The organism is Sphingopyxis sp. A083, from assembly GCF_001468495.1.
Taxonomy (GTDB): Bacteria; Pseudomonadota; Alphaproteobacteria; order Sphingomonadales; family Sphingomonadaceae; genus Sphingopyxis; species Sphingopyxis terrae.
The window spans coordinates 20,189-42,750 of sequence record NZ_LNSK01000006.1 but is presented as its reverse complement, the minus strand read 5'-3'; the positions used below and the strand labels follow the sequence as shown (position 1 = coordinate 42,750).

22 protein-coding genes are annotated in these 22,562 nt (G+C 66.1%); 16 read left to right on the top strand and 6 right to left on the bottom strand.

What is annotated here, in order from left to right; all coding sequences use genetic code 11:
* Window positions 1-2: 2 nt before the first annotated feature.
* Complete coding sequence (locus tag ATE59_RS11975; protein WP_058812599.1) at window positions 3-911, bottom strand: hydroxymethylglutaryl-CoA lyase; 909 nt, start codon at window positions 909-911, stop codon at window positions 3-5.
* 137 nt (window positions 912-1,048) lie between these two features.
* Between ATE59_RS11975 and ATE59_RS11970 the strand changes: the two genes are divergently transcribed.
* From ATE59_RS11970 to ATE59_RS11940, 7 genes are all read left to right on the top strand, one after another.
* Entirely contained in the window at window positions 1,049-2,215 is a 1,167-nt protein-coding gene (locus ATE59_RS11970; RefSeq protein ID WP_058812673.1) for a CaiB/BaiF CoA transferase family protein, read from the top strand.
* A 354-nt stretch (window positions 2,216-2,569) separates the two neighbouring features.
* Entirely contained in the window at window positions 2,570-4,723 is a 2,154-nt protein-coding gene (locus ATE59_RS11965; protein ID WP_197409170.1) for a prolyl oligopeptidase family serine peptidase, read from the top strand.
* Window positions 4,720-5,271 (top strand): GAF domain-containing protein, encoded by a 552-nt coding sequence (locus tag ATE59_RS11960; protein WP_231737326.1) that lies wholly within the window; start codon window positions 4,720-4,722, stop codon window positions 5,269-5,271. Before ATE59_RS11965 ends, ATE59_RS11960 begins: the two co-directional genes overlap by 4 nt.
* A 126-nt stretch (window positions 5,272-5,397) precedes the next feature.
* Window positions 5,398-6,240 (top strand): glycine zipper domain-containing protein, encoded by an 843-nt coding sequence (locus ATE59_RS11955; RefSeq protein WP_058812598.1) that lies wholly within the window; start codon window positions 5,398-5,400, stop codon window positions 6,238-6,240.
* 178 nt (window positions 6,241-6,418) lie between these two features.
* Complete coding sequence (locus tag ATE59_RS11950) at window positions 6,419-6,970, top strand: hypothetical protein (RefSeq protein ID WP_058812597.1); 552 nt, start codon at window positions 6,419-6,421, stop codon at window positions 6,968-6,970.
* Between the two features lie 200 nt (window positions 6,971-7,170).
* The gene (locus ATE59_RS11945; protein WP_058812596.1) at window positions 7,171-7,710 is read left to right on the top strand and encodes a hypothetical protein; all 540 of its coding nucleotides are present in this window, start codon (window positions 7,171-7,173) and stop codon (window positions 7,708-7,710) included.
* A gap of 326 nt (window positions 7,711-8,036) precedes the next feature.
* Window positions 8,037-8,474 (top strand): PilZ domain-containing protein, encoded by a 438-nt coding sequence (locus ATE59_RS11940; protein ID WP_058812595.1) that lies wholly within the window; start codon window positions 8,037-8,039, stop codon window positions 8,472-8,474.
* An 88-nt stretch (window positions 8,475-8,562) separates the two neighbouring features.
* Here ATE59_RS11940 and ctrA read toward each other — a convergent pair whose 3' ends face one another.
* Together ctrA and ATE59_RS11930 are read right to left on the bottom strand one after the other, a co-directional pair.
* On the bottom strand, window positions 8,563-9,270 hold the full coding sequence (gene ctrA, locus ATE59_RS11935) for a response regulator transcription factor CtrA (RefSeq protein WP_003040277.1): 708 nt from the start codon (window positions 9,268-9,270) through the stop codon (window positions 8,563-8,565).
* Window positions 9,271-9,406: 136 nt separating this feature from the next.
* Complete coding sequence (locus tag ATE59_RS11930) at window positions 9,407-10,333, bottom strand: LysR family transcriptional regulator (RefSeq protein ID WP_058812670.1); 927 nt, start codon at window positions 10,331-10,333, stop codon at window positions 9,407-9,409.
* Between the two features lie 124 nt (window positions 10,334-10,457).
* Here ATE59_RS11930 and ATE59_RS11925 point away from each other — a divergent pair, with 124 nt between their 5' ends.
* From ATE59_RS11925 to ATE59_RS11895, 7 genes are all read left to right on the top strand, one after another.
* Window positions 10,458-11,156: a pirin family protein gene (locus tag ATE59_RS11925; protein WP_058812594.1), complete on the top strand. Its 699-nt coding sequence runs from the start codon at window positions 10,458-10,460 to the stop codon at window positions 11,154-11,156.
* Between the two features lie 86 nt (window positions 11,157-11,242).
* Entirely contained in the window at window positions 11,243-11,845 is a 603-nt protein-coding gene (gene wrbA, locus ATE59_RS11920) for an NAD(P)H:quinone oxidoreductase (RefSeq protein ID WP_058812593.1), read from the top strand.
* A 5-nt stretch (window positions 11,846-11,850) separates the two neighbouring features.
* The gene (locus ATE59_RS11915; protein ID WP_058812592.1) at window positions 11,851-12,675 is read left to right on the top strand and encodes a DODA-type extradiol aromatic ring-opening family dioxygenase; all 825 of its coding nucleotides are present in this window, start codon (window positions 11,851-11,853) and stop codon (window positions 12,673-12,675) included.
* A gap of 7 nt (window positions 12,676-12,682) precedes the next feature.
* The gene (locus ATE59_RS11910; protein WP_003040291.1) at window positions 12,683-13,366 is read left to right on the top strand and encodes an RluA family pseudouridine synthase; all 684 of its coding nucleotides are present in this window, start codon (window positions 12,683-12,685) and stop codon (window positions 13,364-13,366) included.
* Entirely contained in the window at window positions 13,359-13,760 is a 402-nt protein-coding gene (gene arfB / locus ATE59_RS11905; RefSeq protein WP_003040293.1) for an alternative ribosome rescue aminoacyl-tRNA hydrolase ArfB, read from the top strand. The genes ATE59_RS11910 and arfB overlap by 8 nt, the downstream gene beginning before the upstream one ends.
* A gap of 12 nt (window positions 13,761-13,772) precedes the next feature.
* Entirely contained in the window at window positions 13,773-14,360 is a 588-nt protein-coding gene (locus ATE59_RS11900) for an SOS response-associated peptidase family protein (RefSeq protein ID WP_003040296.1), read from the top strand.
* An 88-nt stretch (window positions 14,361-14,448) separates the two neighbouring features.
* Window positions 14,449-14,772 carry a PilZ domain-containing protein gene (locus ATE59_RS11895; protein ID WP_058812591.1) on the top strand — a complete coding sequence of 108 codons (324 nt, stop codon included), beginning with the start codon at window positions 14,449-14,451 and terminating at the stop codon, window positions 14,770-14,772.
* On the opposite strand, the gene ATE59_RS11890 is transcribed toward ATE59_RS11895, so the two are convergent.
* A complete protein-coding gene (locus ATE59_RS11890) occupies window positions 14,769-15,194 on the bottom strand; it encodes an EVE domain-containing protein (RefSeq protein ID WP_058812590.1) in 426 nt (141 codons plus the stop codon). The genes ATE59_RS11895 and ATE59_RS11890 overlap by 4 nt on opposite strands.
* A gap of 153 nt (window positions 15,195-15,347) precedes the next feature.
* Here ATE59_RS11890 and ATE59_RS11885 point away from each other — a divergent pair, with 153 nt between their 5' ends.
* Window positions 15,348-16,277 (top strand): isopenicillin N synthase family dioxygenase, encoded by a 930-nt coding sequence (locus ATE59_RS11885; protein WP_003040305.1) that lies wholly within the window; start codon window positions 15,348-15,350, stop codon window positions 16,275-16,277.
* Between the two features lie 42 nt (window positions 16,278-16,319).
* Here ATE59_RS11885 and ATE59_RS11880 read toward each other — a convergent pair whose 3' ends face one another.
* Window positions 16,320-19,220 carry a M16 family metallopeptidase gene (locus ATE59_RS11880; protein WP_058812589.1) on the bottom strand — a complete coding sequence of 967 codons (2,901 nt, stop codon included), beginning with the start codon at window positions 19,218-19,220 and terminating at the stop codon, window positions 16,320-16,322.
* A gap of 43 nt (window positions 19,221-19,263) precedes the next feature.
* A complete protein-coding gene (locus ATE59_RS11875; RefSeq protein ID WP_058812588.1) occupies window positions 19,264-20,388 on the bottom strand; it encodes a GGDEF domain-containing protein in 1,125 nt (374 codons plus the stop codon).
* A gap of 176 nt (window positions 20,389-20,564) precedes the next feature.
* Between ATE59_RS11875 and ATE59_RS11870 the strand changes: the two genes are divergently transcribed.
* A complete protein-coding gene (locus ATE59_RS11870) occupies window positions 20,565-22,559 on the top strand; it encodes a lipoxygenase family protein (RefSeq protein ID WP_058812587.1) in 1,995 nt (664 codons plus the stop codon).
* The last annotated feature ends 3 nt before the right edge of the window (window positions 22,560-22,562 follow it).

Here is a 22,562-nt window from a genome sequence, read left to right as displayed (position 1 = left end):
GCTCAGGACGCCGGAAAGGCCGGCGCCTTGCTGACCATCGCGGGCAGCGGACGTCCCATCACTCCGGTAAACCATGCCGCCGCCTCGACGAGGTCCAAGAGCGCGAGACCGGTCGCGATGCCGCTGCGTTCGAGCATATAGACGACATCCTCGGTCGCCACATTGCCCGCCGCGCCCGGCGCGAAGGGGCAGCCGCCGAGGCCGCCGAGCGACGCATCGACGATCGTCGCCCCTGCCGCGACCGCCGCCCAGACATTGGCAAGCCCCGCCCCGCGTGTGTTGTGAAAATGCACGCGCACCGGCAGCGGCCCGACCGCTTCGCGCACGCGCGCGACCGTTTCGGCGACCTGCGCCGGCACCGCGACGCCGATGGTGTCGGCGAGCGCGACCTCGCGCGGCTGCGCATCGGCGGCGCGCTTCGCCATGTCGATAACGCGCGCCATAGGCACCTCGCCCGCGAATGGGCAACCAAAGGCGGTCGCGATGGTGATCTGTGCGCTGCGTCCGGCGGCATGGGCAAGCTCGACGATCTCGATCGCCGCCGCGAGCGATTCGTCGGAGCTTTGCCCCTGATTGCGGATGCCGAAAGCGTCGCTGGTGACGCAGACCGCGCCCAGCTCGTCGATCCGCCCCGTCGCCAGCGCGCGCTCGGCGCCGCGCCGGTTCAACACCAGCCCGATATAGGTCACATCATCGCGATCGGGCAGCATTGCGGCCAGCTGCTCGGCATCGGCAAGCTGCGGAACGCGGCTGGGATTGACGAAGCTCGTCACCTCGATCCGCCGCGCGCCATAGGCGATGGCGCGGCGGATCAGCTCGGCCTTGTCGGCCGTCGAAACGACCGCCTTTTCATTCTGCAGCCCGTCGCGCGGTCCGACTTCGACCATTTCGATGCGGGTTTTGCTGGCCATTTTCGCGCCTCGGTTCAAATGCTGTTCAAGCGGGGTTGAAAATTACATAGTATTCTAAGTATAAAGAGTCCATGGGCTGCGTTCGATGGGTCGCCAGCAAGGGCGACATAGAGGATCGGGGCCGCGAAAGGAACGACATGACAGACAGCAACAGCGGCGGGGGAGCGCTGGACGGCCTTCGGGTGGTCGAAATGGGCCAATTGATCGCGGGCCCGTTCTGCGGCCAGCTTCTCGGCGACATGGGCGCCGAAATCGTCAAGCTGGAGCCGCCCGAAACCGGCGACCAGATGCGCCATTGGGGCCAGGGCGACCGCCCGAGCTGGTGGCGCGTGATCGCGCGCAACAAATATTCGGTCGCCGTCGACCTGCGCAGTGCGGAAGGGCAACAGCTTGCCCGCGACCTCATTGCCAAAGCCGACATATTGATCGAGAATTTTCGTCCCGGCACGCTCGAAAAATGGAACCTCGACCCCGCAGAGCTGCGCAAGACCGATCCGGGCCTGATCGTCGTGCGCGTATCGGGCTATGGCCAGACCGGCCCCTATTCGGCGCGCGCCGGATTCGGCGGCATCGGCGAAGCGATGGGCGGCTGGCGCGGGATCGTCGGCTATCCCGACCTGCCGCCGGCACGCATGGGCGTGTCGATCGGCGACACGCTGGCCGCGACCTATGGCTGCCTCGGCGCGCTCGCGGCGCTCCATCACCGCAGCAAGACCGGCGAGGGCCAGATCGTCGACTCGGCACTTTACGAGGCGGTGTTGCAGGTGATGGAATCGACCGTCGCCGATTATTCGGCGAGCGGCACCAAGCGGCGGCGCACCGGATCGACCCTGCCGGGCATCGCGCCGTCGAACGTCTATCCCTGCAAGGACGGCGAATATCTGATCGGCGCCAATCAGGATGCGGTCTTCGCGCGGCTGGCTGCGGCGATGGGCCGCCCCGAACTTGCGAGCGACGAGCGCTATGCGACCCACCGCGCGCGGGGTGCGCGGCAGGAGGAACTCGACGCGCTGATCGGCGAATGGACGCGCACGATGACGATCGCCGAACTGGAGGCGAAGATGATCGACGCGAGCGTCCCCGCCGGCCGCGTCTATGATGCCGAGGATATGCTCGCCGACCCGCATTTCGCGGCGCGCGAGGCGCTCGTCACCGTTCCCGACGCCGAATTGGGCGAGGTGACGATGCAGGGCGTCTTTCCCAAATTGTCCGCTACGCCGGGCAGCGTGCGGCGGCCCGCGCCACTGGCCGTCGGTCAGGACAGCGCCGAGGTTCTCGAGCGCTGGCTCGGCCGCCCGGCCTAGGGTCGGAACAAACATCAGAAACGGGCGCGCGAGCGCTTCGACGCCCCAGACACGGGTAGCATAAGTGTTCCCCCGCGAAGGCGGGGGTCCAGTTTCGACACGCAGCGTCGGAGGTCGCGCTGCCGCGCGTCTCTTCGTTGGAACTGGGCCCCCGCCTTCGCGGGGGAACGCATATTCTTTGTCGCAAAGGGATAATGTCGCAAAGGGGTAACCCCCGACGCTGGCCTGCGGCGCGACCGGCCGCGTGCCGAGCCGGCTGGCCGAGGCGCCCTGCGCAAATCCCCTTGCCCGCCCACAAGCGATGCTTACAGTGGCGCGCACGATTATTACCCGAACGATGAGGATCGCCTTGCCATGCCCCGTAGAAAATTTCGCGCGCCGCTCGCGCTGGTCGCCCTGTTCATGACGCCCGCGGCGGCACAGGCGGCCGAAGATGCCGCGGCGGCGGCGTCTGCGGCTGCGCTGGCCTATCCGGCGACCGAGCGCGGCGACACCGTCGATCCGCAATTCGGCGTCGATGTCGCCGACCCCTATCGGTGGCTGGAAGACGATGTTCGCGTCAATCCGAAGGTCGCAGCCTGGGTCGCCGAGCAGAATAAGGTCACCGACGCCTATCTGGCGACGCTGCCCGGCCGCGATGCGTTCAAGGCGCGGATGACCGAGCTTTACAATTACGAACGCTTCGGCCTGCCGCGCAAGGCGGGGTCGCGCTATTTCTACACGCGCAACGACGGGTTGCAGCCGCAATCGGTGCTGACAGTGCGCGAGGGCCTGACCGGCGAAGGCCGCGTGCTGATCGATCCCAATGCATGGGCCAAGGACGGCGCGACCGCGCTCGCCGAATGGACGCCGTCGGAAGACGGCAAATATCTGCTCTATTCCGTGCAGGATGGCGGCACCGACTGGCGGATCGTGCGCGTGATGGACGTGGCGACCGGCAAGGATATCGCCGACGAGATTCGCTGGGTCAAATTCTCGTCGCTCGATTGGGCGAAGGACGGCAGCGGCTTTTATTATTCGCGCTTCCCCGAACCCAAGGAAGGCGAGGCGTTTCAGTCGCTCAACGAAAATCACGCGGTCTATTTCCACAAGCTCGGCACGCCGCAGAGCGCCGACGTGCTGATCCACGCGACGCCCGACCAGCCCGAACTCAATCACGGCGCGCTCGTCACCGATGATGGCCAATATGTCCTCGTCGTCTCGTCCAAAGGGACCGACGAACGCTTCGGCCTGACACTGCATCCGGTGAAGGGCGGCAAGGCGATCACGCTGGTCGACGAGTATGCGAACAATTGGGAATATGTGACCAACCAGGGCACGCGGTTCACCTTCCTCACCAACAAGGATGCCCCGCGTCAGCGCCTTGTTTCGCTCGACATCCGCAAGCCTGCGGCGCTGACCCAGATCGTCGGCGAACAGGAGGGGACGCTAGTCGGCGCGTCGCGCGTCGGCGACCGCATCATCCTGTCCTACCTCGGCGACGCCAAGTCGGAAGCCCGGATGGTCGCGCTCGACGGCAAGCCGGTGGCGAACATCAATCTGGGCGAAATCGGCACCGCGAGCGGTTTCGGCGGCAAGCCGGGTGATCCTGAAACCTTCTACGCCTTCTCCAGCTTTGCGCAGCCCACGACCATCTATCGCCTTGATACGGTAAGCGGGAAGAGTGAGGTTTTCGAGGCGCCGAAACTGACCTTCGATCCCAAGGATTTCACAGTCGAACAGCGTTTCTACACGTCGAAGGACGGCACCAAGGTGCCAATGTTCCTGGTGATGAAAAAGGGGCTCGACCGGTCGAAGGGATCGCCGACTTTGCTCTATGGCTATGGCGGTTTCAACGTGTCGCTGACCCCCGGCTTTTCGCCGACGCGGCTCGCCTGGGCCGACAAGGGCGGGGTCGTCGCGATCGCGAACCTGCGCGGCGGCGGCGAATATGGCAAGGCGTGGCACGACGCCGGTCGGCTCGCCAACAAGCAGAATGTCTTCGACGATTTCATCGCGGCAGGCGAATATCTGATCGCCGAAGGGATCACCGGCCAGGGCGAACTGGCGATCGAGGGCGGATCGAACGGCGGCCTGCTGGTCGGCGCCGTCACCAACCAGCGCCCCGACCTGTTCGCGGCGGCACTGCCCGCTGTGGGCGTGATGGACATGCTGCGCTTCGATCGCTTCACCGCGGGCCGCTACTGGACCGACGATTATGGCTATCCGTCGAAAGAGGCCGATTTCCGCAATCTGCTGCGCTATTCGCCCTATCATAATATCAAGGGCGGCCGCACCTATCCGGCGATCCTGGTGACGACCGCCGACACCGACGATCGCGTCGTCCCGGGTCACAGCTTCAAATATACCGCCGAGCTGCAGCATGAGGATATCGGTCCGAAGCCGCACCTGATCCGCATCGAGACGCGCGCCGGCCATGGGTCGGGCAAGCCGACCGACAAGATCATCGCCGAGGCGGCGGACAAATATGCCTTCGCTGCCAAATGGACCGGCCTCGACGTCAAATGATCGCGCGGCGGCGGCGGACGATAGCGTTCGCCACCGCCCACCAGCCGAAAGCCATCGCCTTGTCCTACGCCCTATCCTTCACCGCCACCGATCCTGCCGCGCTGTGGGCGGAGGCGGCCGACGCCGCCGCCGCTCTCGTCGCAGGTGAGCCCGATGCGATCGCCAATATGGCCAATGTCGCGGCGCTGATCTGGCAGGCTGTTCCCGATCTCAATTGGGCGGGCTTCTACCGCTTCGACGGCACCGAACTGGTGCTCGGCCCGTTTCAGGGCAAGGCGGCGTGCATCCGCATCCCGCTCGACAAGGGGGTGTGCGGCGCCGCGGCGCGGCTGCGCACGACGCAGCGGGTCGAGGATGTCCACGCCTTTCCCGGGCATATCGCCTGCGATGCGGCCAGCCGCAGCGAACTGGTGGTGCCGATCGTCGCCGAAGGCCGCCTGATCGGCGTGCTCGACCTCGACAGCCCCTCGCCCGCGCGCTTCACCGCCGACGATCAGGCGGGCGCCGAAGCGCTGATCATCCGCATCGCCGCCGCGCTCGCGGGATAAAGCTGCGTCAAAATGGGACGCGATTCGCACGGTTAACGGATTCGCGGAAAAGCGCCGATTTTGCTAACAGACTGTTAACCAAGCCATTGCCCCCACGGGCGATTCCGCTGGAACAGGGAGTTTAGCATGCGCACCGTTCTGTTGTTGGGGGCTGCCGCCGCATCGTTGCTGCTGGCCGGCCATGCGACCAGCGCCGAGGTCACCAAGACCCAGACCACCGTCGTCACGACCACCGACGAAGCGGCCCCGCGGCTCGACTATGAGGCGCCCGCCGCGCCCGACGTGCGCGTCTACACCGGTTATCCCGACCGGATGCCGAGCGAAGTCGAATATCGCCACATCGACGGCTATCAGTCCGAAGGCCGCTGGACGGGCACGTGGAACGGCACCTACGAAGATCGCGACGGCCGCCGGTACGAGGGCAGCTATGAAGGCAGCGTCGAGGGGCGCACCGGCGCCGACTATCCGCCGCCCCCCTATTATCAGGGCGGTTTCGACCCGCGCGAGGACATGGAAATGGGTCGTCGCTGCGGCCATGGCGGCGCGACGACCGGTGCGGTCGTGGGCGGGATCGTCGGCGGTGTCGTCGGCAATCGCGTTGCCGGTCATGGCGACCGTACCGCCGGCACGCTGATCGGCGGCGGCGTCGGGGCGCTCGCCGGCGCGGCGGTCGGTAGCGAGGCCGACAAGCAGAAGTGCGACGAATGGTGGGCGCGCCGTGGCGGTGCCCATGGCGGCTATTACCCCGGCCATCCCGGCTACCCGGGTGGTTATGCCTATAGCTACGGCTATGGTTATGGCTATTACACGCCGGGCGTCGTCGTCACGACGATCATCAACGGCCCGCCGGTCGTCACCGAACGCGTCGTGACCACGACCAAGACCTATTATGAAAATGTGCCGGTGCGGAAACGCTATGTGGCCAAGAGGAAGCCGAAACCCAAAGCCAAGCCGCGCTGCGTCTGCTGACGCGCCCTGAACTGGTCTGGTCGCCAGGCTTGGTTTAGTGAGGCCCGCCGATCCATCAGGGAGCGGCGGGCCTTTCCTTTCGCCGCCCTTTCGCCACGGTTCAGCGGCGCGAAAGCATGGCGCGCCTAGGTAATCGGGCGACGGCGGACGCCCTTGTCCGCGCTCTGGAGTGACTAAAATGCGCAAGATGACCGGCTTCACCGCAGCGGCGGCGGTTCTGGTTACGACGGTCGGGCTCAGCGCGACCCCGGCCGAGGCACGCGGACGCCACGGCGGCTGGCACAATCGCCATGACGACGGGATCGGCGCGGGCGAGATCATCGGCGGCATCCTGATCCTTGGCACGATCGCGGCGGTTGCCAGCGCGGCGAGCAAGCAAAATCGCGAAGCGCGCAACCGCGACTATCGGTACGACCCGCCCTATCGCGACGATCGCGCGCAGGACGCCCCCGATTATCAGCGCCGCGACGATCGCGGTCCGGACGGATATGGCACCGGCGACGCCTATCGCGGCGGCGAGATTGAGCAGCGCGCGGCCGATGCCTGCGGCTGGGCGGCCGAGGGTGAAATGGGCGACGATGCCCGCGTCGAAAGCATCACCGACACGCGGCCTGCGAACGGCGGCGACGGCTGGTACGTCACCGGAAGCATATCGCGTCCGGGCGGCGAATTGCACAGTTTCGGGTGCAGCTATCGCGGCGGGCGCGTGGTCGACGTCAGCATCAACTGACTCCATTGTCATTGGATTTTCGGCCCTTCGCCAGCGATGGCGGAGGGCCTTTTTTTGCGCGCCTCCGTCAAGCTGAACCCACGCCGAACCAAGGCTGAACCGCAGATAAGCGCCGGGTTCAGCACCGCGTCACGGCGCCTTCGCTAGCAAGGGGCATCGCAGGCCGCACGGGTGCCGCCTGCTGAATAGGAGACCGAACCATGGCGAAGAAGCCCATGAACTGGACCAAGGCCGCAATCGGTGCGGCCACCGCCGGCGCGATGTTGAGCGCCACCCCCGCGCTCGCGCGCGACCGGTACGATCACCGCGACCGCGACGGGATCGGCGCAGGCGAAATCATCGCCGGCGCCGTCGTCCTCGGCGGCCTCGCCGCGATCCTGTCGGCCGACAACGATCGTTACGATCGCTATGACCGTAACGATCGTCGCTATCGCGACCGTTACAATGATCCGCGATACGGCTATGGTTATGATTATGGCCGCTATGGCAACAGTCGCGCAGCGGTCGGCCAGTGCGTCCGTGCCGTCGAGCGCGGCACCAGCCGCTATGGCCGCACCGACGTGACGCAGGTCACGAGCATCGATCGCAAGCGCGACGGCTATCGCGTCAAGGGCCGCGTCGTCGTCAACGACGGCTGGCGCGGACGCTGGGGTCGCGGCGGTTCCTATGATCGCGGCAAGTTCAGCTGCGACGTGCGGTATGGCCGCGTCGTCGACGTCGATTATTCGGGTCTGCGGTAACGCGGAGCCCCTTCTCCCGGCCCGCCCACGCTTCGGCGTGCGGCGGGCTGCCTTGCACAAGAGCGTTGCCGGGCGCGGTTAACGCGGCGGTGGGCCGGAGGCGAGCGGCTCGGCCGACGCTCGGCAGGTCGCAGAATATTCCCGCGTCAATTCAGATGCTTCGTATCCGAAGCATATCGATGGAGCCCGCACTCGGTCCGTCGCAAAAGTCGCAAAATCTACATGCGCGCTATACGAAAATTTACCTTCTTTCGTTATGCGCGGAGATGGGACCACAATAACCGCCTGACGTGGGTGACAGGCGGCAGAAGCTTATTGGGTCGCCCATGCCGAATTTCGAGGCCGATTCCGCCTCAACGGCTTCAGCCGAAAAGCGCCAACCGCGCCAGTCGCGACTGGTGAAGGCGTCGCTTGCGTGCGACCGCCTGGGGCGCTTCGATGTGACCCTGCGCAATATTTCCGAAACCGGCGTTGGCGGGCAGTCGCCGCATGTGCTGCAGGTCGGCGAGCGGCTGACCGTCTATCTTCCGGGTCATCAGCCGATGGAAGGCGTCGTCCGCTGGGTCAGCGACAAGCGCTTCGGCCTGCAGACCGAACGGACGATCGAGCCGGCACGGCTGCGCGCGGCGCACGCCGATCAGCTCGTCGCCGCCGACAGCAAGGCCGAATTCCAGATCATGGCGCCGACGCAAATGTCGACCTGGCGCCCCGGACTGCGGCAGGTTTCGTCGCTGCCGGGTCATTACGGCAAACCGAAGATCTGATCCGCGCGTCGCCGCCACACAAAGGAAAACCGGCGCGGATCGCTCCGCGCCGGGTCCCCCGTTTACTGATTTTCGCAGGTAAAGCGCGTCAGGCGACCCGGCGCACTTCATTCCCTTCTTCGTCGATATCGCGCAGCACATAGCCGCGACCCCAGACCGTCTCGATATAATTTTCGCCGCCGCACGCGAGCGCGAGCTTCTTGCGCAGCTTGCAGATGAAGACGTCGATGATCTTCAATTCGGGCTCGTCCATGCCGCCATAAAGGTGGTTCAGGAACATTTCCTTGGTCAGCGTCGTGCCCTTGCGGAGCGAAAGCAGCTCCAGCATCTGATATTCCTTGCCGGTCAGATGGACGCGGACGCCATCGACTTCGACCGTCTTGGTGTCGAGATTGACCGCCAGCTTGCCCGTCTTGATGACGCTCTGGCTATGGCCCTTCGAGCGGCGGACGACGGCGTGGATGCGCGCGACCAGCTCGTCGCGGTGAAAGGGCTTGGTGACATAATCGTCGGCGCCGAAGCCGAACGAGCGCACCTTGGAATCCATTTCCGAAATGCCCGACAGGATCAGCACCGGCGTCTGCACCTTCGCGGTGCGGAGCTTTTTCAGCACGTCATAGCCGTGCATGTCGGGCAGATTCAGGTCGAGCAGAATGATGTCGTAATCATAGAGTTTGCCAAGGTCCAAGCCTTCCTCACCCAGATCGGTGGTATAGACGTTGAAGCCTTCGGTTGTGAGCATCGTGTCGATCGCCTTCGCGGTCGTCGGCTCGTCCTCGATCAGCAGTACGCGCATTAGGCACCCCTTGACTGTTTCCCACGATGGACCCGCAACCCGTCCGCGGCTCCCTCGCAGTGCCACCAACGCCCCCGTTGCAGGGCTGGCGGAACATTAACCATGAAACTTGTGAAGGGAAAAGGTTAATTTTGATTTAACCCGCAGAAATCCACGAGTCGCGGCCCGCGCAGCTGCGTTTCAGCGTGTCGGCGAGATAGTCGGACAAGGCCCGCACCCGCGCCGGGCGGAGGCGCGACGGCGGCGACAACAGGTGCAGATGGGCCTGCGGCAGCGACCAGTCGGTCAGGATCGGAACGAGCCTGCCGGCGCGCAGTTCGGCGTCGATGATGAAGTGCGGCAGCACCGCGATGCCGCCCCCCGCGACCAGCATCGGCACGATCACATCGCCATTGTTCGTGAACAGCGGGCCTGCAGGAACGATCGTCGCCTCCTCGCCTTCGCGGTGGAAACGCAGCGGCCGCGCCTTTTCGCGGTGGCCGTAGCCAGCGAGCCGATGCCCCGCGAGTTCGAGCGGGTGGCGCGGCGTGCCGTGACGATCGAGATAGGCCGGGCTGGCGATCACCGACGTCGGGATCGGCGCGATGGTGCGCGCGAGCAGGCTGCTGTCGTCGAGGCTGGCGACGCGCAGCGCCAGATCGAAGCCTTCGGCGATCAGATCGTGGCGCGCATCGCTGAGCGTCAGTTCGATCTCGACCGCGGGATGCTCGGCCATGAAGGCGGCGAGCGGCGCGCCGAGCACCTTGATCCCGAAACTCATCGGCGCCGCCAGTCGGATCGGCCCGGCGAGGTCGAAGCGGTCGCCATGCGCCGCCTCGGTCGCGGCGGTCGCAGCGGCGACCATCGCCCGCGCCTCTTCGAGCAGCCCGGCGCCCGCCGTCGACACGGTCACCGATCGCGAACTGCGATGGAGCAAGGTGATCCCGAGCGATGCCTCGAGCCGGCTGACCGCCTTCGACACGCTGGCCTTCGACAGGCCAAGCGCGCTTGCCGCGGCGGTGAAGCCGCCGCTGTCGGCCACCGCCACGAAACAGGCCCAGCCTTCATAATCGGGAAGCGCCACAACATCCTCCAATTGGAAACGATAAGTTTCGATCTACGCTATTTCAGAAACGAATGCATCGCCTATCTTGGCCTCAACACGCCGCCCCCGATGTCCGGGAAGGCGGCCAGCAAGGAAATGCCCGATGATCGACATTCGCAAATTCGACACGCTGGGTCACGCCAATCACGGCTGGCTCGACGCCCGCCACCATTTTTCCTTCGCCGGCTATCATGATCCCGACCGCATGGGCTGGGGCGCGCTGCGCGTCTGGAATGACGATGCCATCGGGGCGCAGGCCGGCTTCCCGCCGCACCCGCACCGCGACATGGAAATCATCACCTATGTCCGCACCGGTGCGATCAGCCACCGCGACAGCATGGGCAACAGCGGCCGCACCGCGGCCGGCGATGTCCAGGTGATGAGCGCCGGCACCGGGGTGACGCACAGCGAATTCAACCTCGAGGACGAGGAAACCACGCTGTTCCAGATCTGGATCATCCCCGATCGCGATGGCGGCAATCCCGGCTGGGGCCAGCGCGAATTCCCGCAGGCCGACCGTTCGGGACGCTTCGTGACGTTGGCCAGCGGGATCGAGGGTGACGACGACGCATTGCCGATCCGTGCCGATGCCCGGGTCGCGGCCGCGACCGTGACCGCGGGGAGCCGGGTCGCCTATGATCTGGGCGCCGGCCGCCACGCCTATCTGGTCGCCGCCAAGGGCCGCATCCGCATCAACGGACAGGATGCCGATCCGCGCGACGGCATCGCGATCCGCGACGTCGCAACGATCGAGGTCGAAGCGCTCGACGATGCCGAACTGGTGCTGGTCGACAGCCTCTGATCCCACCCCCTCGGGCCGCCGCCTTCCATCCCCCTCCCTTGCGGCGGCGGCCCACCCCTTCCCTCCCGACTGAAAGGAAACCGAAGATGGCAAAGATTTTGGTGCTCTATTATTCGAGCTATGGACATATCGAGCAGATGGCCGACGCCGTCGCCGAAGGCGCGCGCGCCGCGGGTGCCGAGGTCGATATTCGCCGCGTCGCCGAGACCGCGCCCGAGGCGGTGGTAAAGGCCGCCGGCTTCAAGACCGACACAGCGCATCCGCTGCTCGGCGATCCCAAGCAGCTTGCCGACTATGACGCGATCGTCGTCGGTTCGCCGACCCGCTTCGGCCGCATGGCCAGCCAGATGGCGAGCTTCTGGGACACCGCCGGCGGCGTCTGGGCGCAGGGTCTGCTCACCGGCAAGGTCGGCGCGGCCTTCACCTCGACCGCGTCGCAGCATGGTGGACAGGAAACGACGCTGTTCAGCATCCTCACCAACCTCCTCCACTTCGGCATGACGATCGTCGGGCTGGACTATGGTTATGCCGGGCAGATGGGCGTCGATGAAGTCAAGGGCGGCGCCCCCTATGGTGCGACGACGCTCGCCGATGGCGACGGATCGCGCCAGCCGAGCGAAGCCGATCTCGGCGGTGCCCGCTATCTGGGCGAACGCGTCGCGAAAACCGCGGCGAAGCTCGCGGCCTGACCTCGATGCGCCGTCTGCCGAGCCTCTTTCTCTCCCACGGCTCGCCGATGATGGCGCTCGAGCCCAGCCCGGCGCGGGACTTCCTCGCCGGGCTGGGCGCCCGCTTGCCGCGTCCGCGCGCGATCCTGGTCGTCTCGGCGCATCACGACGCGCAGTTCGAGGGCGACCGGGTGACGGTCACCGCCTCGCCCGCGCCGCCGACGATCCATGATTTCGGCAATTTCCCCCAAGCGCTGTTCGACATGCGCTATCCCGCACCGGGCGATCCGGCGCTCGCGCAGCGGGTCGTGGCCCTGCTCGCCGCTCAGGGCCTCGCCGTCGCCGCCGATCCCGACCGCGGGCTCGATCATGGCGCCTGGGTGCCGCTGTCGCTGGTCTATCCCAAGGCCGATATTCCGGTGGTCCAGCTTTCGATCGCCTCGCATGCGCCACCCGAATGGCATTATGCGCTGGGCCGTGCACTCGCGCCGCTTCGCGATGAGGGTGTGTTGCTGATCGGTTCGGGCAGCATCACGCACAATCTTCGCGCGCTCTTTTCGGCGCGCCTTCCGATCGACGCACCCGCGCCCGCCTGGGTCACCGACTTCACCGACTGGGTGGCCGGACATATGGCGGCGAACGCCGTCGACGATGTGCTACACGCCGTAGAACGCGCGCCGCATGGCCGCGACAATCATCCGACGATGGATCATATCCTGCCCTTGTTCGTCGCGATGGGTGCGGGGACCGAAGCGGATGGCCTGCACGCCGCTCGGCTCCATGCCAGCACGACCTATGGCCTGCTGGCGATGGACGTTTACGCTTTCGGCGAAGGAGCGGCCCGCCTATAGGCAGCCGATGCTTCTTTCTGACCATATTCTGTTCCTCGATGGCGAGGCGCTTGTCGTCGACAAGCCCGAAGGCCTGCCCGTCGATCCGCCGCGCGACGGCAGCCTCAGCCTCGAAAACCATCTCGACAGCCTGCGTTTCGGCTTCAAGCGCTGGCCGCTCGCCGTTCACCGGCTCGACCGCGACACCTCGGGCTGCCTGCTGCTCGCGCGCAATCCCAAGGCGCACGGCCGTTTCACCCGCGCTTTCGAGGGGCGGGAGGTCGAAAAACAATATCTCGCGATCATCGACGGCGTGCCTGATGGCGATGGCGGCACGATCGACCTGCCCCTCGCGAAGACGTCGACCGCGGAGACCGGCTGGCGCATGGTCGTCGATCCGAATGGCAAGCCGTCGGTGTCGCACTGGGAAAAGCTTGCCGTCGTCGACGGGCGGGCGCTGCTGCGTTTCCGTCCCGAAACCGGCCGCACCCACCAGCTTCGCGTCCATGCGCTCGATGGGCTGGGTCTGCCGATCGCTGGCGATCCCGTGTACGGCAACGGCCGCGGCAAGGACCGCACCCTGCTCCACGCCGAGCGGTTGGTGGTAAAACGTGACGTCAAGCCGTCAATAATTGCCGAAGCTCCCTTCCCCGCGCGCTTCGCCGCGCTCGGCTTTTCACCGCCCGAAGGCGCCGCCCCGACCCGTGGCTGACATTCCCGAAGCCGCGATTTCGGAAAAATTCCTCGCTGGTACCGGGCCGGGCGGCCAGAATGTCAACAAGGTCGCGACCGCGTGCCAGCTTCGCGTCGATGTGTTCGCTCTCGGCCTCCCGCCCGACGCCTACCGCCGGCTCAAGACGCTCGCGGGAAGCCGGATGACGGCGGCGGGAGAACTCGTGATTCTCGCGCGCAGCTATCGCACCCAAGAAGCCAACCGCGCCGATGCGCGCGCGCGGCTGAACGAGCTCGTCGATGCGGCGCTGGTCCGGCCTGAAAAGCGGATCAAGACAAAGCCGAGCAAGGCGGCCAGGGCGCGCCGCGTCGACGGTAAAAAAGCGCGCAGCGCGGTCAAATCGATGCGCGGACGCGTGCGATCGACCGACTAGGGCCGGGCGGGCATGCACCTCTATCGCCTCGACGCGACCGCCGAAATCGCCGCGCAGGCGCTCGGTGCCGATGCAGGGCGCGATCCCTGGGCCGGCGGCTATGTCACCCCCGGACGCCCGGCGCCGGTGGTCGTCGGCGACGGAAGCGCGCAGAGCCGCCCGTGGCTGCGCCCCAAGCTGTGGGGCGTCCCGCCGCCGCCGCGCGGCGACCAGCCGGTGACGACGGTGCGCAACCTTTCGAGTCCCTTCTGGATCGGCACGCTGCGTCATCCCGAACTGCGCTGCCTGATCCCCGCGACCCGTTTCGCCCTGTGGTCGGGGACGGCCGGTGCGCGGCAACAACTGTGGGCCGCGCCCGCCGACCAGACGGTTTTCGCCTTTGCCGGCATCCATCGTCAGGGCGAGGATTGGCCGAGCTTTGCGATCCTGACCGTCGAACCGAACCGCCTGCTTAGCCATCACGGCGCGCAAGCGATGCCGGTCATCCTCCGTCCCGGCGATTATGCGCGCTGGCTGACCGCCGACTGGCGCGACGCGGCCGGCCTCGCCCGTCCCTTTCCGGGGCAGGAGATGACGCTGGCCGAAGACCCCATGGTATAGGCGATTTTCACCAATTCCGTCGAGTTTGCGTTCACCAGCGCGGCGCTAAAAATGCGAATCGATAATCCGACCAGTGGGATTGAATACAGTGGCCAACGCCTGCACGACCGACACCGAAGACCTTTCGCCGCAAGGGCGCCGCGCCGAACGCGCCACCGTCCGCGGGCGCGCGCGCTATCGCGAAGCGGGCTTCAACCCGTTCGACGTCGAACTGTTCGACCTGTCGTCGACGGGCTTTCGCATGATCACCTTTTCGCGGCCGCAGATCGGCAAGCAGATATGGGTCAACCTGCCGGGCCTGCAGCCGCTCGAAGCGGTGATCCGGCGCGCCGACGGCAACAGCTTCGGCTGCGAATTCGTCTATCCGCTCCACCCCTCGGTGGCGGCGCACATGCAGTCGAAACTGCGCTAGGCTTCGGGCTTTTCCGACTTTTTCAATATATGCTTCCACTCGTCGGGCGTCACGCGCCCGACCGACAGGCGCGACAGGCGGATAAGGTCCATGTCGGCAAGCTTGGGATCGGCCTTGATCGCCGCCAGCGTCACCGGATGCGCGAGCGGGCGCACGGGCGCGACGCGCACGATGACCCACGGCGATCCTTCCTCGGCGGTCGGATCGGGCGCGCTTTCCTGGGTAATGCGCATGATCCCCACGCATTCCTTGCCGATATTGCTGTGATAGAACAGCGCCTCGTCGCCGACCTTCATCGCCATCATGTTCAGCTTGGCGCTGTGGTTGCGCACGCCGTCCCACATGCCCGTGCCGTCCTTGACCAGGTCGTCCCAGCCATAGACGTCGGGTTCGGATTTCATCAGCCAATATTGCTTGCCCATGGCGGGGGCCTAGCCCAGCGCGCGCCGACGCGAAAGCATCCTTTTCCTCTTTCGCAACCGCGCCGACCCGCCTAAATCCTGATTCATGTCAAAGACGCGCCCCGGCGGGACCGGCATGGCGTGCCACAGCACCAACAAATGGACACACCCCTTATGACCGCTGCCGTTCCCGTTATTTCCATGTCGCTGCCCGACGATCGCTTCGCCCAGGATTTCGGCGGATCGTTCGAACGCTTCGGGTTCGCGATGATTACCGATCACGGCATCGATCCAGCGCTGATCGACGACGCCTGGACAAAAGCGAAGGAATTTTTCGCACTCCCCGAAGCGGCGAAGCGCGCCTATCATATCGCGGGCGGCGGCGGCGCGCGCGGCTACACTCCTTTCGGCACCGAAATCGCGAAGGGCGCGAAGGAAGTCGACCTCAAGGAATTCTGGCACGTGGGCCGCGACCTGCCCGCCGGCCACCCGCTTGCCGCGCAACAGCCGAACAATGTCTGGCCGGCCGAAGTCGCGGGCTTTCGCGAAACCTATGACCGGCTGTTCGCCGAATTCGACCGCGTCGGCGGCAAGCTGCTCTCCGGGATCGCGCGCTACCTTGGCCTCGCACCCGATTTCTTTGACGACACGGTGAAGGACGGCAACAGCGTGATGCGCCTGCTGCATTACCCGCCCGTCGAAGGCCCGGCGAAGGGCATCCGCGCCGAGGCGCACGAAGATATCAATACGATCACCCTGCTGCTCGGTGCCGAAGAAGCGGGCCTCGAAATCCTCGACAAGGATGGGAGTTGGCTTCCGGTATCGCCGCCTGCGGGCGCCATGGCGGTGAACGTCGGCGACATGTTGCAACGGCTGACCAACAACCGCCTGCCCTCGACCACACACCGCGTGCGCAATCCCGACGCCGGCCGCGCCAGCGTTGCGCGCTATTCGATGCCCTTCTTCCTGCACTTCCGTTCGGATTATCCGATCGTGACGCTGGATAATTGCATCGATGCCGAGCATCCGAACCTGTATCCGACGCCGATCACCGCCGACGAATATCTGCAGGAACGGCTCCGCGAAATCGGGCTCAAGAAATAGAACCGGGCCGCGGCCGCCCCGTCGGGCCGGCCGCGCGTCCCGCTATTTTCCGGCCTTGTCGCTGATCGCCCGGATCACCAGCGCCTTGTCGTCGACAAGATAGCGTTTGGCGAGCGCTTCAAGCTCGGCCGGCGTCGCAGCCTCGACTGCCGCGATGCCGTTGCGGCTGCGGTCGAGCCGGTCGGCGCGGCTCGTCGCCTCGGCGACATAGGCCAGCCAATAGGCATTTTCGCGCCGCGCCTTGGTCATCGCCTCGACCAGCGGCTTGCGCGCGCGATCGAGCGTGTCGGCATCGACGGGTTTGTCGCGCAATTCCTTGGCGATCGCGAAGATCGCGGCGCGCGTCGTCGCCAGATCCTTGTAATCGACATTGCTCGCGGCGACGAGCCAGCCATAGCCCGGATATTCGTCCGACAGGCTGGCTCCCGCCGACGGGCTGTAGGTTTCGCCCAGCTTTTCGCGCAGTTCGTCGGTGAGCATGAGCTGCATCACGCGCGACAGCAGGTTGAGGCGCATCGCCTCGGTCAGATCGCTGTCGTCGCGCGCGGGCCAATAGACGCGCAGTTCGGCCTGGTCCGCCGGCCCCTTGTGAATCAGCGTGCGTTCGCTGTGGTCGACCGGATAGTCGCGCTTGCGCGCGTCGCTGTGCGGATCGAACGCCGCGCGGCGTTCGGGCAGCGCGCCGAAGGTTGCCGCGATCGCGTCGATCGCCGCCTGTTCGTCGATGTCGCCGACGACGCCGATCTCGATCGCGCCATGATCAAAGCTGTCGGCGACCGCCGCTTTCAATTTGCTCCAGTCGAGCGACATCATCGTCGCAAGCGGCGGCGTCTCCTCGCGCGGGTCGCCATTGGCAAGGATGCCGCCGCTGTCGCGCGCCAGCACCGCGCCGGGCGTCGCATCATTGGCGGCATATTGCTGCGGCAGATAGCGACGGATCAGCGCGAGCCCGTCGGCGCGGTAGCCGGGATGCGTCAGATAGGCCGCCATCAGTTCGGCCTGCGCGGCGAAATCGTCGGGCGAGGTGATCGCCTTGCTGCCGAAAGCGTCGATATCGGCCATGCCGAAACTGGGACTGACCGTCTTGCCGGCAAAAATGGTGCGCAGATCGTCGAGGCTGTGCGCTTCCAGCCCGCCAAGGCTGAGCGACCCCGCAAGCGCGACCTTGGTGGGGTCGTCGCGCGTCGCAAGCAGCGTCCCGCCGTCGACGCGCACCGACAGATAGACCTTGTCCTTCTGGAAATCGGTCTTCTTGATGTTGAGCATCACATTGTTGGCGAAGCGGATGCGCCGGATGCCGAGGTCGTCGATGCGGTCATCGCTGACGATCGCGCCGGGCGTGCCGAAATTGTCGTAGGCAAAGGCCGCGCTCTGCGCCTGCGCCGGGGGCGTCACCGCGACCGCGCGCGCCGTGTCGAGCGCGGCAAGGATCGCCTTGTCGCCGCCCTCGACCGGCGTCTTGGCGGTGACGCGCGCGAGCGGCGGGCTGAAGCCCTCCATCCGTTTGCGGAAAGCCGCACTCACCGCATCGGCCGACAGCTGCGGCGCGATTGCATCGAACAGCCCCTGCGAGGTTTCGGGACGCACGACGACATAATCGCCTTCGGACGCGTCGACCAGCACATCGGCGAGCGCGTCGCTGCGCCGGGTCGTCACGCCGGCGACGGCATTCTTGAGCGCGGTGCGCCGATTGGCGATCTGTTCGTTGACCTCGGCCTGGGTGAAGCCGAACTGGACGGCGCGGCGCAGCTCGCGCTCGATCAGGCCGAGCGCCTCCGTCCACGCCCCTTCCTTGGCGACCGCGCCGACGGTGACCTGATCGAAGACCTTCCACCCGTCGGCTTCGCTGAAATAGCCCGCCAGGATCGGGGAATCCTCGTCGAGCGCAATCTTGGCAAGACGGCGGCTCAGGATCGCTTCGCCAATGTCTTCGGCGAGCTTGCGCGCGCGCTTAGCCTTGGTGTCGGCTTCCTGCACCCAGGGTTTGAAGCTGGCGATCGTCACCGAATCCTGGATCGCAGGGTCGACGAAGGATTCGGCGGCGGCGGGGCGCTTGAAATCGAGCGTGCCGATGTCGGGATCGGCACCGGCCGGGCCGCGGCCCTGCCAGTCGGCGAAGCGCGCCTTGATCTTCGCTTCGACCGCGGCAGGATCGAAATCGCCGACCATCACCAGCGTCGCGCGTTCGGGCCGGTAATAGCGATCGTAAAGGTCGCGCAGGCGCGATGCGGGCGCGGTGCGGATGACCTCTTCGGTTCCGATCGGCATCCGGTCCGCGACCGTCATCCCCTTCATCTGGAAACCGAGCTGATCGACGATATTGCGCAGCTGATAGGTATCGCGCGCGCGGCGCTCCGACAGGATGACCCCGCGTTCGCGGTCGACCGCGGCGGGGTCGATCGTCAGTTCGCTCGCGGTTTCCCGCATCAACATCAGACCGGTGTCGATCAGATCGTCCGACGCGTTGGGCAGGTCGAGCTGGTAGACCGTCTGATCGAAGCCGGTCGAGGCGTTGGTATCGGCGCCGAAAGCCAGCCCCTTCCTTTCGAGCAGCTTGATCATCTCGCCCTCGGGCACATGGGTCGATCCGTTGAACGCCATATGCTCGATGAAATGCGCCAGCCCGCGCTGATCCTCGGCTTCGGCAAAGCTGCCGACGTCGAAACGCATGCGCAGGACGACGCTGTCCTTCGGGGTGCTGTTCTTCAACAGCGCATATTTCATCCCGTTGGGGAGCACGCCGAAGACGATGTTTGAATCGACGGGCACATCGCTGGCCGCGAAATTCCAGGCCTTGGCGGCGGCGGTCTGCGGATTGACCGGCACGACCTGCGCTGCGGCGGGGGCGGCGGCGGGTTTCGCGAGAACCGGCGATATGCTGACGGCGATGAGGGCAAGGGGCGAGAGCGCGGTCGAGACGCGCCAGAAAATGGTCCGCTTCATGGCGACCGGTCTGACCGCCCCATATGGGGCGGTCAAGCCCGCATCAGCTTGCGATGCCGATGCTTTCGACCGGCGACATGTCGGGTCGACCAGCCGCCTTCGCCGCATAGAGGGCGCGGTCGGCGGTGTCGAAAAGCCGGCGCGCGCTGCCACCGTCGCCGGGCCAGTTGGCGACCCCGACGCTCGCGCCGACGCGCAATGGCTGGCCGCCGATGCGGTAGGGCGCGACGAGCGCGGCGAGCAGATGATCGGCAAGCGCGGTGGCAAGCAGCGGTGAACGGCGCGGCACCAGAATGGCGAATTCGTCACCCCCCTGCCGCGCGACCAGCGCATGATCGCCGCACGCCCGGCGCAGCCGCGCCGCGACTTCGCACAGCAGTTGATCGCCGGCGGCATGGCCGTGCCGGTCGTTCACCGGCTTGAAGCCGTCGAGATCGAGCAGCGCGATCGCGAATATCTCGTCATCCGCCGCGCGCGCGATTTCTTCCTCCAGCCGCAGGTCGAACGCACGCCGGTTGGGCAGCCCGGTCAGCGCGTCGCTATGCGCCAGATCGCGCATCTGCCGCTGCAATTCCAGCAGGTCGACAAGCTGGCCATGCTGCTGAAGGATCATGCGCACCAGGAACATCGTCGCGACGACCAGGCTGGTGCCCGCCGCAATCTCGGGCGCGTGGCCGGAGGTCAGCATCAGATAGGCGATCGGCACCATCCCGATGCCCAGATTGAGCAACGCCGCGAAGCGCGTCGACGACAGGCAATAGGCGGTCGCCAGCGACCCCATCGCCATGATCATCGCATAATAGCTGTGATTTTCGGGCGGCGCGGCGAGCCAGTTGACCACCGTCCAGCTGCTGCACATCGCGCCCATCATGCCCGACACCCACGCTGCCTCGACGATCACCCGCCGCGCGCGCCGCGGGCTCATGCGCCGGCCACGATAATGCATCTGCGCAGCGAAGCCGAGCAGGCACACCGCCGCCAGAACGACCGGAAAGCCGATCCGGATGATCGGATGGACGCTCGGCATGCCGCCATAAATGGCGGTCGGCGTTGTCGCCGCGAGCATCAGAAAAAGCATCGGGGTCAGCGTCTCGATACGATTGGCGCGCAGAATCGCGACATCGTCCCGGATATCCTCCGGCAATGGCGGAAAAAAGCGCCGCCGCATCCATGCTATAACCCCCGTCATTCCGGCTGGGTATCAAGCGGGGGTAAAGCATGCGTTAAACAAAGGAAGGATTGTTTTTCATCGCCCTAACCGGGCCGCCCCCTCCCTGCGGCATGCCAAAAATTAACCATGTTCTGCGATCCCTCGCGCCGCGTTCATGTCGCAGGAGCTTTCGCATGTCCTTCCCTTCGCCCGATTTCACCGCCCCCAGCCAGATCGACGGCGCAATCCTTCCGCCCGCCGCGCCCAGTCTGCCGCAGCAGGACACGCCGGCGGAGCAGGCCGCGCGCGCCGCGCAACTCGCTGCGACGCGGCAGGTCTATATGTGGACGACCGACGAGCCGTCGCTTCCCGGCGTTCCGCTCGCAACCGACGTGCCCAAACAGGATATGCCGACGATCGCCTGGTTCGCGATCCTGATCGGCGTCGGGCTGGCGATCGTGCGCAATGCACTCGCGGTGAAGCTGGACGGCGTCGACAAGGGCGAACTCGATACGCCGCGCAGCACCTATGAAGCCGCGCTGGCCGAATGCGACGCGATCGAGCAATCGACCGCGCGGATCGCGGCGGGCCATGCGATGAAGGATGGCACGTCGCTCCTCGGCCATTTCGTCGATGAGGTCGAACATGTTGTGGCTGCGGTCGAAGCCGACACGCAGCTTGCGAAGCTGGAGGCGCATCGCCAGCGGATCGAAGCGCTGATCAAGGTCAGCGCGGCCGAAGTGGCCGGCCTCGGCAGCAGCGCGCCGCGCAGCCTCGACGCTTATCGCGCCCTGTTCCGGACGCTGCCCGTTCCCGGTGTCGCCTATGATTTTCAGGACGATGCCTGTTTCGCGCGGCTGCGCGTTCAGGGGCCGAACAATATGCTGATCGCCGCGGCGGGCGACGCGCTCCCGACCAATTTCCCGCTCAGCCCCGCGCGCTATGCCGCGGTGGTCAATGGCGACACGCTGGACGCCGCGCTTGCCGAGCGCCGGCTGTTCCTGCTCGACTATGCCGAACTCGCGGTGCTGACGCCGGGCACCTACGGCAGCCTTGCCAAATATGTCTGGCAGCCGATTGCGCTGTTCGCGGTGCCGCCGGGCGGATCGGCACTCGTTCCGGTCGCGATCCAGTGCGGGCAGGATCCCGCGCTGCACCCCATCTTCACGCCCTCGGCCGCCGCCGATGCGCAATGGGGCTGGGAGATGGCGAAGCTGGTCGTTCAGGTCGCCGACGGCAATTATCACGAACTCTTCACGCATCTGGCGCGCACCCATCTGGTGATCGAGGCTTTCGCGGTCGCCACACACCGCCATCTGGCCCAGGCGCATCCGCTATGGGCGCTGCTCGTCCCGCATTTCGAAGGGACACTGTTCATCAACGATCAGGCCGCGACCTCGCTGATCGCCGCGAACGGGCCGATCGACCATATTTTCGCAGGCACTATCGCATCCAGCCAGGCCGCGGCGGCCGACGACCGGCTGGCCTTCGACTTTTACGGCAAGATGCTGCCGGCCGATCTGGCCGCACGCGGGGTCGGGACCGGATCGACGCTCGCCGACTATCCCTATCGCGACGACGCGCTGCTGGTGTGGAATGCGATCCGCGAATGGGCGCGCCAATATGTCTGGCTCTATTATGCCGACGATGACGCGGTTGTCGGCGACACCGAACTCGCCGCCTGGGCCGACAGCCTGGCCGGCGAAGCGCGGATCACGGGTTTCGGCCCGATCGCCACGCGCGACCAGCTTGCCGATGTCTGCACTATGGTGATGTTCACCGCGAGCGCACAGCATGCCGCGGTGAATTTCCCGCAAAAGGACATCATGGCCTTTGCGCCCGCCGTCACCGGCGCGGCGTGGCAGGCCGCGCCAGATTGCGAGCGTGGGCAGGACAAGCCGGGCTGGCTCGCGATGATGCCACCGATGGCGCTGGCGCTCGAACAGCTCAACGTGCTCGAACTGTTGGGTTCGGTGCATTACCGCCCGCTCGGCGACTATCGCAGCAACAGCTTCCCCTACCCGCCCTGGTTCCAGGATCCGCGTGTCACCGCGCCCGAGGGGCCGCTCGCGTGGTTCAAGGGGGCGCTGGCCAATGTCGAAACCGCGATCGCCGCGCGCAACGCGCAGCGGCGGCAGCCCTATCCCTATCTGCAGCCCAGCCTGATTCCGACGAGCATCAATATCTGAGGC